Source organism: Lentilactobacillus diolivorans DSM 14421, assembly GCF_001434255.1.
Classification (GTDB): Bacteria; Bacillota; Bacilli; order Lactobacillales; family Lactobacillaceae; genus Lentilactobacillus; species Lentilactobacillus diolivorans.
Window position 1 is genome coordinate 24,399 of record NZ_AZEY01000080.1, and the last position, 15,603, is coordinate 40,001.

General features: G+C 40.5%; 9 protein-coding genes. 5 read left to right on the forward strand and 4 right to left on the reverse strand.

Annotated features, from left to right (window positions below):
• Positions 1 to 582 precede the first annotated feature (582 nt).
• The 4 genes from FC85_RS09465 to FC85_RS09480 all read left to right on the forward strand — a co-directional run bounded on the left by FC85_RS09465 (position 583) and on the right by FC85_RS09480 (position 9,841).
• The gene (locus FC85_RS09465) at positions 583 to 4,128 is read left to right on the forward strand and encodes a PD-(D/E)XK nuclease family protein (RefSeq protein WP_057865296.1); all 3,546 of its coding nucleotides are present in this window, start codon (positions 583 to 585) and stop codon (positions 4,126 to 4,128) included.
• A 1-nt stretch (position 4,129) separates the two neighbouring features.
• Positions 4,130 to 7,882 carry a helicase-exonuclease AddAB subunit AddA gene (addA, locus tag FC85_RS09470; RefSeq protein ID WP_057865297.1) on the forward strand — a complete coding sequence of 1,251 codons (3,753 nt, stop codon included), beginning with the start codon at positions 4,130 to 4,132 and terminating at the stop codon, positions 7,880 to 7,882.
• Positions 7,883 to 8,015: 133 nt separating this feature from the next.
• The gene (locus FC85_RS09475) at positions 8,016 to 8,579 is read left to right on the forward strand and encodes a L,D-transpeptidase (RefSeq protein ID WP_169788444.1); all 564 of its coding nucleotides are present in this window, start codon (positions 8,016 to 8,018) and stop codon (positions 8,577 to 8,579) included.
• A 116-nt stretch (positions 8,580 to 8,695) separates the two neighbouring features.
• Positions 8,696 to 9,841: a trans-sulfuration enzyme family protein gene (locus tag FC85_RS09480; protein ID WP_057865299.1), complete on the forward strand. Its 1,146-nt coding sequence runs from the start codon at positions 8,696 to 8,698 to the stop codon at positions 9,839 to 9,841.
• A gap of 523 nt (positions 9,842 to 10,364) precedes the next feature.
• Here the strand turns inward: FC85_RS09480 and FC85_RS09490 are convergent.
• The 3 genes from FC85_RS09490 to FC85_RS09500 all read right to left on the reverse strand — a co-directional run bounded on the left by FC85_RS09490 (position 10,365) and on the right by FC85_RS09500 (position 11,880).
• Entirely contained in the window at positions 10,365 to 10,556 is a 192-nt protein-coding gene (locus tag FC85_RS09490) for a hypothetical protein (RefSeq protein WP_057865301.1), read from the reverse strand.
• Between the two features lie 160 nt (positions 10,557 to 10,716).
• Complete coding sequence (locus tag FC85_RS09495; RefSeq protein WP_057865302.1) at positions 10,717 to 11,250, reverse strand: GNAT family N-acetyltransferase; 534 nt, start codon at positions 11,248 to 11,250, stop codon at positions 10,717 to 10,719.
• 405 nt (positions 11,251 to 11,655) lie between these two features.
• Positions 11,656 to 11,880: a CsbD family protein gene (locus FC85_RS09500; protein WP_057865303.1), complete on the reverse strand. Its 225-nt coding sequence runs from the start codon at positions 11,878 to 11,880 to the stop codon at positions 11,656 to 11,658.
• A gap of 135 nt (positions 11,881 to 12,015) precedes the next feature.
• On the opposite strand from FC85_RS09500, the gene FC85_RS09505 reads away from it, so the two are divergent.
• Positions 12,016 to 13,605 carry a hypothetical protein gene (locus tag FC85_RS09505; protein WP_057865304.1) on the forward strand — a complete coding sequence of 530 codons (1,590 nt, stop codon included), beginning with the start codon at positions 12,016 to 12,018 and terminating at the stop codon, positions 13,603 to 13,605.
• Positions 13,606 to 13,907: 302 nt separating this feature from the next.
• Here FC85_RS09505 and FC85_RS09510 read toward each other — a convergent pair whose 3' ends face one another.
• The gene (locus FC85_RS09510) at positions 13,908 to 15,092 is read right to left on the reverse strand and encodes a thiolase family protein (RefSeq protein ID WP_057865305.1); all 1,185 of its coding nucleotides are present in this window, start codon (positions 15,090 to 15,092) and stop codon (positions 13,908 to 13,910) included.
• Positions 15,093 to 15,603 lie beyond the last annotated feature (511 nt).

Below are 15,603 nucleotides of genomic sequence, written 5' to 3' on the forward strand. Positions count from 1 at the left end.
TTAAATCGTAGTTACGCCAAAAGGCCCTCATAACAAGATCAATGCAAGCATAAAGCTTTCATTTAGGTCAATTAATGGATGCAAACCTACATCCACCACTAATAATAGCCTTTTTTTCGTAATGTTCAACGATAACGTCTTTAAAGCTTTTATTACTTCAAAAATGGGTGATTTGTGACTTTTGACGGTGTTTTGTGTGTGGTAATATGGTGACAGAGTGGAATCACAAGCGGTTAGCTCCCAGAATGTAAGCACCCCAGCCCCATATTCTGGTTTTGAATGTGGGGCTGGGGTGCTTACATGGCCGGGAGCTGCTTGTGATTCCACGTTTCGGCCGGGTAACAAAGACGATCCCCCATATTCTGGTTTAGAATGTGGGACTGGCGCTTATATGGCCGGGAGCTGCTTGTGAAAGCACGTTCGGCTAGGTAACCGAAGCGATTGAGGATGAGACAATAATCGTTTTGTCCAGTCTCTGTTAGTGTAAATACAATTATCACCGGGAAAAAGGCTGGAAGTTAAGTGTCTTTTGTCCCACTCTGACCCCGTGACTCAAGATTATAAAAATGTGAGGTAAATACCGTGACGCTACAATTTGTTCTTGGAAAAGATGGTTATGACCATCAGTCAAAGATGGTTGAAATCCTCAAACGACAGAAATTAACTCAACCAGGTGATAAATTCTTTTACTTGGTTCCCAACCATATTAAGTTTGAATCGGAAGTTGAAATTTTAAAACAACTGGCTGATCCCGATGAATCAGTCACCGCACAAAGTGATATTCAAATTTTGTCATTTACGCGATTGGCCTGGTTCTTTCTCCGGAAGACGCCAACCTATCAAAAGCAGCGGATTAGTAACGCGGGGATCAGTATGCTGCTTTACCAAATTATTGTCGACAACCAGAGCCAATTAACTTTATTTGCCCAGGAAATTCATCATCCCGGCTTTATTGATCAGCTAGCTCGCCAAATTGCTGAAATGCAGGCGGGAAATGTAATGCCGGAAACATTGCTGGAGATGCTGGAAAACAGCCAGTCTCAGTTATCAAATGATTTGCGGGATAAATTACACGACTTTTCAATTATTTATACAGCCTACGTTAATCGGATTGATGATAAATATTTTGACAACCATAACGTTTTAAATTTGCTAAGCGACACGTTGATTAACGATGATCTTAGCCATTATCATTTCTATATTTCTGATTTTTCTAAATTAACGGCTCAAGAATGCACGTTAGTCGAAACTTTGATCAAAAAAGCGGGGAGCGTTACGGTGTCGCTCATTTTGGACCAAGCCTATCCGGTTGAGCTGCCCAAGAAACCTAATTTATTCTATCAACCTGCCAAGTTATTTCAGCGATTGTATCAATTTGCGGCTCAAAATAAGATTCCTTATTTACCAGTTGTAACAGCCGATCAACCGCGAGTAGCCCCTGATCTTCTTAAATTGGAAAAATACTGGGAACAGTCAAGTAGTTTAGGAAAGATTGATGCCGATAACCGAATAGATAATAAATCAATTCAGGTCTACCAAGCTGATAATGGTTATTCAGAATTAAATCAGGTTGCGACGATGATTCATCAGTTGGTTGCAACTGGAAATTACCGTTATTCAGATTTTTTGATTTTGACCCGTCGACTTGATAATTATGAAACTATTTTAGACCCAATTTTTCAGACTCAGCAAATTCCGTACTTTAAAGATATTCAAAAATCTATGGTTGACCATCCGCTGGTTGAATTATTAGCGGCGCTATTTGATATTTATGACCCGGATAATAGTCGAAACTATCGTTATGACGATGTGATGCGCTTTTTGAAATCGGAACTTGTTTTGCCGGTTAGTCATCATCGTCCCATGAAGCTTTCGGCATATCGACAGGCGGTTGCATTAACTGAAAATTTGATTTTAAAGAATGGGTATGAGGGCAGTCGTTGGACTCAAAAAGAGGATTGGCAGTATGTTTGGGTCCCTGATGAAGACCAAAAGCCAATTATTACCGATAAAGACCGGGAAACCACTCGTCAAATTAACGTGATCCGTCATTTAATTAAGGAAACGCTACCCAAGTTCTATCGTCGATTCTATAAAGCTAAAACTAATCGCGAAGCAGCAGGTCTGTTATACCGATTCTTAACAGATGCCGGGGTTATTGATCGACTGCAGGAGTGGCGGAACGCAGCTATTGATGCCGGTGATATTAACCGCTCAAACGAGGTTGAACAAGTTTGGCGGACATTTTGTTCGCTACTGGACGAGTGTGTCAATATCTTGGGCGATCAACCGTTCGTTGCGACTGATTTTTGGTCATTAATCTATGCCGGCTTTGAAGGGGCAAATTATTCGCAAATTCCATCAACTTTGGACCAAGTGACAGTTTCTGAAAGCGGCATGGTTCAAATGAGTAATCGCCGGGTCACTTTCATGATTGGATCCAACGATGACATGATGCCGGCTAGACTAAACAACGAAAATTTATTTGGTGACGATGATATTTCACAATTACAGCAAAATTTGGATGACAATCAATATTTAAGTGATCCAAGTGATGTTGCGATGGCCTTTGAACCGTTTTTAAATTATTTGGCGTTTATGTCGCCGTGTGAAAAATTAATCTTTACGTATACTAACAAGTTAAATGATGAGTCAACTGTAAATCTATCGCCATATGTGGCAAGAATTGCCCACTATTTCGGGATTGACAAGCTGACGCATTATCCGGCGATTCCAGATAATAATCAACCAATCAGCGCGGTTTATATTGGGACAAAACGTGGCACGCTGCATCATTTAATCCAAGTTGCCCAGGCTGCTTACCGGAATCAGGCACAACTGAATTCAATGTGGGCTTTTGTGTATCAACAACTTAGATCTGATCCAACGATTGGTCGGCTTACCGATCATCTATTAACGAGCATTAATTATCGCAATCAGCCACGTAAGTTGAACAAGCAGATCGTGGCGGATTTGTATGGGGATGCCCTGAATATTTCGATTTCTCAGCTCGAATCCTTCTATAATAATCCTTACGAATATTTCCTGAAATATGGATTGCGATTACAGGAGCGGGATCAATTTGAATTGTCATCAGCCTCGACCGGACAGTTTTTCCACGAAGCGCTTGATAAAATTATTTCTCAGATTCATGACCAGCATGTTGATTTGACGGGCCTGAGTGATGACGATATTAATCAGTTAGTTGCTGAAAATGTGTCCGCAATTATTCATGATCCAAATAATTTTCAGTACGTTATCTTGACCAGCAGCAACCGGATGAATTATGTCACGCTACAGCTGCAGGCAACCATCCAACAAATGGTTCGGGCATTGCGTGATCAGCAAAAAGTAACGCCAATGCGGCCGCGAAACACTGAATTAATCTTCGGTCAACCGACTGCCAAGGGCCTCAAAGGACTATCGTTTGATTTGCAGGATGGAAAGTCAGTTAATGTCCGGGGGCGGATTGACCGAATCGATTCAATGAAGGTTGGCAATAAACGTTATTTTGGTGTGGTCGATTATAAATCAAGTGATAAAAAATTTGATTTTAACCAGGCATATGCAGGGACCTCGATGCAGTTGATGACCTATTTGGATGTTTTGAAATATAACCTACCGGATTTAAACCCTGATGATGCAGAGGCTTTACTAGCCGGAGCACTGTATCTGCACGTTGTTAATGCTAAATTTAGCACGAGTGACTTGCAAAAGGATTCGTTTGAACGCGCGTTGCTGAAGAAGCATAAATACCAAGGAATTTTGGTTGATGATGTGGATCTGGTTGAGCGTTTGGACACGGAACTTAAGTCCGGCTATTCATCGATATTTCCATTTGAAAAAAAGAAAAATGGCACTCTTGGGGCTCGGAGCTCGGTAATTTCGGAGAATGAGTTGGATGCCTTTTTAAAGCATACAGAAAATTTGATTGTTAAAGCGTCTGAGCGAATCTTTGATGGTGATATCCAATTGTATCCGGTAAAGATTAAGCAGAAGTCGTCAATGCAGTACACACCGTATAAATCGATTATGAACTTTGATCCACTGTTGCCGGAAAATAAGTATCATCAGATTCCTGAATATGGTAAGAAAAAGATTGCAGAAATGCTGAGGGAAGGAAAATAGAATGGATTATACACCAGATCAACAAAAAGCAATTCAAGACCGGCCTAGTGGTAATATCCTGGTTTCGGCTTCAGCAGGTTCTGGAAAAACCCGAGTGTTGGTTGATCGCATTATTAATATGGTTGAAACTCAGGACGTTAATATTGACCAATTACTGGTCGTAACGTTTACCAATGCGGCAGCCAAAGAGATGCGTGAGCGGCTGCAAACTGCGCTCCGTCAAGAATTCAGTAAAACGACCGATCCGCAAAAGAAACGTCATTTGTTGGCTCAGATTCAAAAAGTGGCCGTCGCGGATATTACGACGATGGATGCGTATTGTCAAAAATTGGTTTCGCGTTACTACTATATATTAGGGATTGATCCTAACTTTCGGATTTTATCGGATGATACCGAAAAGGCATTATTGAAAGATCAAGTCTGGGGAAATGTCCGTGAAGATTTATATGGTAGTGATGCCGATGGCTCCTTTGCCAGACTGACCGAAAATTTTTCTAATGACCGTAGTGATGAAGGTCTGACTAAATTGGTTTATCGAATGGACGAATTTGCCAACGTCAATGAGGATCCTGACGACTGGTTAAAAAAAGCAGCAGAATTTTATGAAATTGGTGATGATGGCTTGTTTGCCAGTCGCCTTTATCAGCAGCAGATTAAGCCCGAGTTGACGGATGTTTTGACTCGGATGGAAATGGACCATCGTTTGATGATTGAGTATGCCCAGCGAGCTGAATTACCAAAAGACGAAAAAGTATTTACAGATCAGTTAAAGAAAATTGAACTGTTGGAGACGCAATTAACAGCATTATCCACATGGAATGACCTTCGCCAGGCGCTTAACCAATTTGAATTTACCGATTTACCACGGTTAAGTAAGGCTAGTGACGATCAAAAGATTTTGCATAAACAAATTGGTTCCTTGAATAGTAAGATGAAGGATCAGTTTAAGGCGTTAGTTGCCAATTATTTTGTTCGTGATGAACAGGAAAATGTGAGCCTCATGCAAGCGGCTCAAAAACGGGTTCAAAAATTGATTGATGTCCTTCAGGATTTTCGTCAGGCGTATCGGCAAACCAAATCTCGGCGGCATTTGATGGAATTTATTGATATTGAACGGGCTGCTTATGATATTTTAAATGCGGATAGTGATCAAGCCCGGATGATTCAAGAGCGTTTGCGAAATCAGTATGTTGAAATCATGGTTGATGAGTATCAGGACAATAATCGGTTGCAAGACGCAATTTTAAACAAGATTGCCAAGCCAACTGAAGGAAACCGGTTTATGGTCGGGGACGTTAAACAGTCGATTTACCGCTTCCGGTTGGCGGATCCAACCATGTTTATCGAAAAACAACATGCCTATGCCAATGAGCACAACGATAACGAGCTCATCACGTTGGCAGAAAATTTTCGATCAGCCAGGAATATTGATCGGTTTACTAATCTTATTTTTGAGCAGATTATGGATCAAGAAGTGGGAAATATTGATTACGATGAGCGAGCAAAATTAAAATTTGGGGCGGCCTATTACCCTGATGATTTAAAAGCTAACGTCTCACTTATTTTGTATCAGACTGATTCTTCGGCTCAAAATGACAATTTGGATGAACAGAATCAAATCGAGGACAGCGATACCGGTCAGGCTGAAATCATTGCCCAAAAGATTCAAAAGTTAGTTGATGATAAACAGCCAATCTTTGATAAACGATTGGGAAAAAATGGTGGTATGCGTCCAGTTCAATACGGTGATATCGCTATTATTTCACCGACTCATAACAGTGAGATCACACTGTCGGATGTCTTTACGCAATACGGGATTCCTGCTGAAGTCAGCGGGGCCAAGAGCTATTTTAAGACAACTGAAATTCAAATTATGATGTCATTATTGTCGATTATTGATAATCCATTTCAAGATATTCCACTGGTTGCCGTTTTACGGTCACCCATTGTCGGTTTGGATGAGGATCAATTGGCCTATTTGCGGATTAATCACAAGACTGGTAATTATTATCAGGCAGTATTGGATTTTTATCGGCAATATCCTACCGGCAAGCCGTCAGACTATGGGCAGTTGATTTATCAAAAAGTCGGGACCTTTCTTAATCAGCTGGACCACTTTAAAGACGTGGCGCAACAGGATGGACTGGTAGCGTTAATTTGGGACATCTATAATCAAACCGGCTTTTTGGATTATGTTGGCGGGATGCCGGCCGGGTATCAACGGCAGACCAATTTACACGCATTGTATGATCGGGCTGCTGACTACGAAGCAAACGGGTTTAAAGGGTTATTTCAGTTTGTATTGTTTATTCAGCGGATGCAAAAGCGTGATGACGATTTGGCAACGACAGCACCAACCACTTCAGACAATATGGTTCACGTCATGACCATTCATGGCAGTAAAGGGTTGCAATTTCCAATTGTTTTTCTGAATGATCTTGGCAAGAATTTTAATCAACAGGATAGTAAAGGCAATTATATTTTAAATGATCACTTGGGAGTAGGAATTTCCTATTTAGACACGAATACCCGGGAAGTCAAAGAGCCCTTGCAAAAACAAGCAGTTATTGATATTGCCAAGAACGCCAGTCTGTCAGAGGAAATGCGAAAACTTTATGTCGCGATGACCCGAGCGGAGCAACAGCTGTATCTTGTTGGCAAGATTAAAGGCAAAACGGTTGATGAGCAAGCTTTAATTGCACAGTGGCAGTCACAGACCGACACGCAAAGCTTATTGTTACCAGCGGCATCCCGGAATGCTGCTAAAAGTTATTTGGATTGGGTAGGCCCGGCGATTTCCCGACATCCGATGACGTTAAATGAATTTGGTGATTCTCAAGGATTTAGCCAATTTGACGGAGATAAAACTGATTTTCAAGTTGAATTTTATGATAATGATAAAATCATCAACCATGCTGGTCAAAAGGCCGTCGAAAAAGTGGCTCCTGAAGATTGGTTAAAGACTGTCGATCAAACAAAGCAATCAGTTGATCGGCCCGATTTAAACAAAGTGGCAGCGGTACTTAATTATCAGTATCCGTATTTGGCCGCAACTCAAACCACGGCCTACCAGTCAGTTTCGGAAATTAAACGATTATTTGATGATCCGGATAATGTCCAGTTGGGCAACTATGGGATGCTGGATGTCGACCAAGTTGCCAAACCGGGGCGATATACTCAACCGGATTTGGCATCACCAAAATTTATTTCGGGTAATGCGAAGAGTCAACCGGCACCAACCGATATTGGAACCGCGACCCATATGGTATTACAACAAATTGATTTATCAACCGAACCAAGTGAGATTGGCGTGTCATCAGTGATTGATCGGTTGGTCAAACAGGGAATTATCTTAGGAAATGTAGCTGCTAAGATTAATATTGATGGGATTCTGAATTTTTACCAGAGTGAGGTCGGCAAAATTGTGTTGGCAAATCCGATGACAACCTACCGTGAAGCACCATTTTCGCTATTGATGCGGGCAAAGGATGTGTTTGCCAACTTTAAAGATGACCGTGATCAACGGATCTTAATTCATGGAATCATGGATGGCTATGTTGTGACTGATGAAGGGGCTTATTTATTTGATTATAAAACCGACCATTTAACACCTAAAACAACGGTTAAGACAATTGTTGAACGATATCGGGGCCAAATTGAATTGTACGGTTTAGCGCTCGGAAAAATACTTGGGCGGCCGGTTACCCACAAGTATCTATATCTTATTTCTGATGGTGAATTGATAACCGTATAGCAAAACATGACTGCCAATTTGAAGATTAATTTGCTGTTCCTTACACTTCGGTAAAATTCACCCCTTTAACCATAAATATTTTCAAAGGTAATGATATAATCGAGTAAGTATTTTTGAAAATAGGGGATAAATTATGAACAGATTTGTGCAAATTATTCTCGCGGTTACTATTGCCACGATGGTGACTGGCTGTTCGAACCCAAACAGTCAGTCTAATAATTCCAGCAAAAAAACGGCGGCTGTTAAAGCTGAACAGCCAATTAATTGGAAGCAAGCTTCTCAAGATAAGCCCTACCCTACGATCAGTCAAAATAATGGGCGTTATATTCAGGTTTCCCTTGAGAAACAGCGTGTCTATATCATGAGTCCCAAGCATCGGGTTTTGTACACGATGTATGCCTCGACTGGTAAGAACCACTCAACGCCTCGCGGAACGTATCATATTCAGCAAGAACGTGGTAATTTCTTCTATAATCAGCAGTCAAAGGAGGGCGCTCATTATTGGACGTCCTGGAAAGATCATGGTATCTATTTATTTCATACAGTGCCAACCAACGCTAAGGGTCATTATATTGTGTCTGAAGCAGATCGATTGGGCAAAACGGCTAATTCTCATGGCTGTATCCGATTAGCCGTGCCGGATGCTAAATGGATTAATCACACGGTGCCGGCTGGAACAAAGGTTGTTGTTAAATAAGGGGCTAATTATTTCTTCAAACTAATTAGGTTTTAGGTTTAGAGCACTTTTTAGCCGTTTCAGAACCGATGGGGTGTCATTAAACAATAAATTAAAATGAGTTAGGAGCGATTCATTTGGTTAAATTCAATACGTTATTAGTTCGAGGCGGTAAGCCTGACGATAATAATACTGGTGCAGTCAATGTCCCAATCTATAATTCTTCAACATTTCGCTATCCCAAGTTGGGGACGGATGTTCGCTGGGATTATGAACGTTCAGGTAATCCAACTCGGGATGCTGTTGAAAATGTTTGTGCGGAGTTGGAAAACGGCGATCGTGGATTTGCTTTTTCTAGTGGCATGGCTGCCATTCATGCGGCGTTGTCACTTTTTAAGCCGGGTGATCATATTATTATTGGCGACAATATTTATGGTGGCACTTTCCGGTTGGTTAATGATTTCCTGAAGCCCCGGGGAATTGAATTTTCAGAGGTGGATACGCAGGATGTGCAAGCTGTTGAAGCTGCTTTTCAGAAAAACACCAAAGCAGTTTACTTTGAGACGGTTACTAATCCACTCTTGAAGGTTTCAAGCGTGAAGCAATTGGCACAGGTTGCCCATCAACATCATGCAATGGTTATCGTGGACAATACCTTTTTAACACCATATCTTCAGCGGCCATTAGATTTAGGAGCAGATCTGGTCTTGCACTCTGCAACAAAGTATTTAGGTGGTCATTCCGATTTTACGGCTGGGATTATTGTGACTAAGACTAAAGAATTAAGTGACCAAGTCTATACATTACAGAACAGTATCGGGGCTGTTTTGGCACCTCAGGAAGCCAACCTGCTGCGTCGGGGCATTCAAACATTGAATATTCGAATGGATCGCCATATTCAAAATGCTCAAAAAATTATTGACTACCTTCTGAGTAATCCGAAAGTTGGGAAAGTTTACTACCCAACGGTTGATAAATCGAGTGAAGATTATCAGATTATCACGGATGAAGCCAATGGTGCCGGGGGTGTCTTGTCATTTGAGCTCCAAGATGGCTTGGATGCTGCCAAATTTGTTAATAGTCTAAAACTAATTATCTTAGCAGTAAGTCTGGGGGCAGCTGAAAGTTTGGTTGAGGTTCCAGCGTTTATGTCGCATTTTGAAATTCCCAAGCCACAACGATTGGAAATGGGAATCAAAGATGAATTGATTCGACTGTCGGTAGGTTTGGAGGACGCGGATGACTTAATAGCGGACCTGGACCAGGCGTTTGCGAAGATTTAGAAACCAGAGTGTGATAAGCAGCGGTTAGTCTCCAGAATATAACGCCACCACCCCAATCTTCCTGATTTTGGAAGATTGGGGTGGTGGCGTTATATGGCCGGGGCTGCTGCTTATCACACGTTTTGGCTAAGTAGCCAAAAAACTGATACTTCCAAATTGATTTTGGAAGATTGGGATGGTGGGGTTATATGGCCGGGGGCTGCTGCTTATCACACGTTTTGGCAAGTTTCTGTTGGTGTAAACACGATTGTTACCGAGCAGGACGCGGGAAAAAAACAATTTCCGGCTGTGTCACCGAATGATCCAAATATTCAAATCCAGAATATCTCCTTGAAATTTTTACTTAGTAGAAATCAAATCGTGAACCAACAAGCAAACCCCGGCCATATAAGCCCCCTAACCTTAATATTCCAAAATCGGGAATATCAAGGTTAGGGGGCTTATATTTTGGGGTCTAAACGTTTGCTGGCGCACTCTCTTTAATTCAGTCCGCTTGAAAATGGATTTATGGTCAGTGAATTTGCTAATTTAAATTGAATAAATTAATTAAAACAACGCTCATTACCAGCGCAATTGCAATTAATCCAATTGAAAATTTGGTAAACCACTGGTGATTAATTTTGTTTAACAGGAAAAAAACACCAATCAAACAAATGACACCAATCGTATACATGATAATCAGGGCGGTTTTTACAGCAGTATCTGCTTGAATCATCAATATCACCTCATTAAAAATAATTGTACAACAGAATCTGTCGTTTTATCCAAGTAAAATGAGCCGAACACGTTTTCCAATTCAAAAAAATATCAGCCGGCCCATCACCTATTTAAGAAAAAGTGATGGACCGGCTGACTTTTTTGAATTTAAATTAAGGTTACTTAATTAATAATTGGTAAGCGTATCGGGGGGATTCTTCACTATCGGCCTCTTCCATGTAAATAGTGCCGCGTTTTGTAAAGCCGTTTGTTGTGATGACATGCTGCATACCTTTGTTATCAGGATGCGTGTCAATTCGAACATCTTTATAACCCAAAACATTTGAAATAGTGATCAGACCACTAATCATTTTTTCAGAAAGGTGTTGGCCGCGAAAATCCGATGACATTGCAATTCGGTGAATCGCTGTGTAACGGCCGTGGACACCATTTAACCATTCACCATCATGGATTTTTAGGTAACTGACGTCTAATCCTTGATGAAGAGCGGCAGTAGCGGCAATTTTACCGTCGATGATGAGAACGTAAGAGATACCGGACTTAACATCGGTCTCCAGATCTTCATCACTGGGATAGCCGTTTTGCCATTGGTCGATTTCTTGTTGTTTTAAATAGGCTTTGGCATCACCTATGATTTTTTTAATTTCTGGAAGGTCTTGATTAGTTGCTTGACGTAAATATGTTGCAGGCATTAATGCTCACATCCTTATTAATATTTCTAATCTGAATGATTAGATAATTCAACACGAAAGAGCATTATAGAGCAAAAGTATTTAGGGTGCAATAGAAAAGATAAAAAAGTTAGGTTGTCAGGTTATTGTGGTTATAAAATGATTATTAAACGCTGATCTAACAGCTTCTATGTTGATACACGGGCTTGAACATTATTTTGTGGCTGTTCTTTTAGGCGTAATTTTAATGTAACTATTTGATGTGACGGTCACTATTATCATGGGTTGGTCGTTAAATCGAAAAAGCACCAGCTAAAACCTTAAATTAAAGATTTTAGCTGGTACTCATTAAAATAGTTTAGATCAAAATGTTGGTTTGCCCGAACTGAAAATCAAAACGAGATTTACCAAATTGAATTGTCCTTATTAATCTTTCTTTTGGCTGTCGTCTTTTTTCTTATCTTTTTTATCTAACAGGTCGTTTGCTTTTTCAGCGACCTTATCCTTAGCTTTTTCCAGTTTTTCTTTAGCTTTTCCGGATGCATTTTGTAACTTGCCCTTTAATTCGAGCTTGTCATCACCACTGGCTTTTCCAAGTCCTTCTTTTGTCTTACCGGCAACTTGATCTGATTTATTTTTTAAATGACTCATTATGACACATCCTTTCTTATTTCTAACATTATCATATCTGATTGATCCATCATTCGCAAAAATGATGATCGGAAAATTACTGAATATTAATCAAGGTGGTGCTATGATTATTGTGAGATTAGGAGTGATTTCTGGATGGCTAACAATAAAATTGCAAAAAAGCAGAAAGTCCGGTCAGGTCAAGCGACTCATCAAGAATCAAATATCTTTAAAGTTCTTGGATTAATGGCATCAAGATTGCTTGGGGAAAATTCGTATGCCAAAAGTTCGATTTATTCTGAAAGATTAGCGCGGGGGGCACGGGAATATTTAGAACGGCCGTTAAAGACAAGCATGTCACTGGCAGAATTTAAAATGAACAAAGCAACTCAGATGGGGTATCTTGTTGCGGTTAAGGATTTAATAGACGTGTCCTTTGATCAATTTACTGCAATGACGCTCTGGGCAACTGGTCAAAATACAGCTCAGGTGATTAATCGTGCTGCGGGTAGTGACTATTCAACTTATCTGGATCAAAGTACCAATCCGCAACGGTTTACTGCTGGATATCGGGCGGCCGTTATTCAATTTGTTAGGGCAGTTGCCGGGGAAAACGGGGTGATTGGACAGTTTAATCAGGCATTAAAAGCATTAACTTTTTCCCAACAAATTGCTTTGACTAATGGTTTGTTTGCCCATACTTACGATTATCTTGGCGGAGTTAACCCGTTTCAAAAAATCAAAAGTAATGCCAGCGCTTTGTCGTCCACTAACGAAAAAGTTGTGAAGGGTATTTTAGCAGAGGCCAATAATGGCTTTTTAACTGGTCAGGTTGTCGGTGAGCATGGTCAGTCAGTTATTGGTGATTATGCTTATCGCGGAGATGATTTTACCAGTCAACATGATCTACCGGCAATGATGGTTCAATCGTTAAACACACATAGTCTGACCGATGCCATTAATAAATTTGTTAATGTGACGTTGAAACAACTTATTAATTGTCTAAGTGCGATTGGCTTGGCTGCGTTTGTCTATCGATCTTTAACTCCCACTAACCGTGATTTGATTGGTGTCCCGGAAACCGATGACACTAATCAGGACAAAATTATTGATGCGACCATTCAGCATTTTTCTACTATTAACAATAAAATTGATTTTCCCGAAACAATTACTGAATTGGCAGACAAATTGGCCATCCTGGATTTAAGCGGCACCGGTAAGTCAAGAAGTTCAAGCTTGCAAAATCTTCAACAACGGTACAGTGTCGTTTTAAATAATGAAAATCACCCCGTTGTTAATGATCGAGGTGAGCTTGTTAAGGTTAATTATGGTGTCTTTGAATTGCTTTATGAAACATTAAAACAAACAATTGGACTGCCACTCATTGTGAGTTACACAGTAACAAGAAACCAGCTTTTAACTGAAATTAGAGCTGGTGTGTATTTGGCATCACGTCGAGTGAGTGAACCGGATCTGCGACTTGAAGCAACTTTGACTGACTTTGTCCGGGATGTTGCCCGCTACCAGGTTGACCAGTTGATCGGCTTGGTTATTCGTGGTCAAAATGATCGTGCGGCCAAGAAACAGGCTGGCAGCTTGGGCGCTTTTCATCATTTGATGCGGGTAGACTCTGATCTGCAATCAATCAATCCACAGTATGGTGCCTTAATGAAGGACACTAAGAAGTTGTATTACCAGTTATATCAGAGCTCATTTTTGACTCAGGACGCTCCCAGTCATCAGTAATTTCCATAGACGGATAACGATTAAAACTCGAAACACGATTGAGAGCATTACCGGTACCTGATTTAATTTAATAAGGTATCTGAAATAAAAGACGGGGCTGAGACAAAAATAATTTTGTCCCAGCCCCGTCTTGTGTAATCACGATTATTACCAAGTGAAAACGTGCGCCAAAAGGCAACTTCCTGCCGCGTAACCGAATTATCCAAACATTCAAGCCCGGAATATTCGGATAATCCGATTACGCTCTGGAAGTTAACCGCCTTTCGTCCCACTCTCGTCTTTTATTAATATAGATATAATCGTTAATATGCTGGATTTCTGATTAGCATGGCAGATCCCATGCCGCCTCCCATACACAGTGAAGCAATTCCGTATTCACGGTTTGTGCGCTTTAAGTTGTTAATCAGGGTGGTAACAATTCTGGCACCCGAGTCGCCGAGTGGGTGACCAAGTGCAATTGCACCGCCATTAATGTTTACTTTGTTTAATGGGATATTCAAATCCCGGGTGACTGCTACACATTGCGAGGCAAAAGCTTCATTGATTTCAAATAGGTCGATGTCTGCAATTGTCATCCGAACCTGCTTGAGTAACTTACTGATTGCATAATAAGGTGCGTACCCCATTATTTTTGGATCAATGCCACATTCGGCGTATCCCATTATTTCTGCAATTGGATTTAAGTGTTGTTGCTTTGCTTTGGTTTCAGTCATAAGAAGCAGGGCGGCTGCGCCATCGTTTAATCCGGCAGAATTGCCAGCTGTTACCGTTCCGTCTTCTTTAAAGGCAGGTTTTAGTTTTGACAATTTTTCTAAACTGGTGTCGAATCGGACGGGCTCGTCTTGACTGATTGTGTGACTGCCGTCTTTGTCTTTAACTTTTATTGGAATAATTTCATCGGCAAAATAATTGTTCCTGATTGCATTTATTGCATGTTGATGGGAAAGCAGTGCGAATTGATCTTGGTCATTTCTGCTGACATTGTATTGAGCAGCAACGTTTTCAGCGGTTAAACCCATGGGACGGTTTGAAAACGCGTCAAGTAGGCCATCTTTTTCTAAACCATCGTACATTGTCACTGAGCCAAACTTTGTAGACTGACGTTGATTCATATTGAAGTAAGGAACGTTTGACATGCTCTCAGTGCCGCCCGCCAAAATCATTTTTGATTCGCCAAGTAAAAGTGACATTTGTGCCTGACGAATTGCTTTAAGTCCTGATCCGCAAACTTGGTTTATAGTAAAAGCAGTTTTATTTTGTGGAATATTACTATTAAGTTCAATTTGGCGTGCAACATTTTGGCCGTTACCGGCTTGAATTGCATTTCCAAAAATGACTTGATCAACTTGATCGGCAGATTGGCCTAAATTGAATAGCACTTTTTTTGATACAATGGTTGCTAGTTGAACGGCGGAAAAGTTCTTAAGAACGCCACTTAGTTTTCCAATGGGTGTTCTTTTTGCATCCGTAATTACAATTTTCTCCAAAGGTCACTGACCCCTTTTCATTATTTTCAAGTGCTAGTATACAGGGTTCCGGATGTGTTTGCAGGGTTTTGTGATCGCTTTTAATGTTTCGTAATTCTTTCTTGCCAAAAAACTTTTCAAGAATTTCGAAAAAAGTGTTGACCGATCTCAAAATAGCTGGTAGTATATTACTCGTTGCTTCGATGCGACTAACACATATACCAATTGCTTCTTAAAAAGTTTTTGTTGACTTACAAGATTCGATGAGATATAATTGTTATTGCCGTTGAGGTAAAGGAACATAAGGGTTTTGAATGACGAACGTTTTTAAAATGTAAGTCAGAAATGTTTGTGTTTCCGAGGTAGACCTTTGAAAACTGAACAAAATTTTCGACAAACGAATGTGTAGGGCGCTTCGATTTTTAATCGAAGCCAAACATTTGCGAAGTCAATTCGCTTTGAATAAAAGTAACAACAAAATAATCATGAGCTTATTTCGAGCTTATCATTTTAACTATAAGATGAGAGTTTG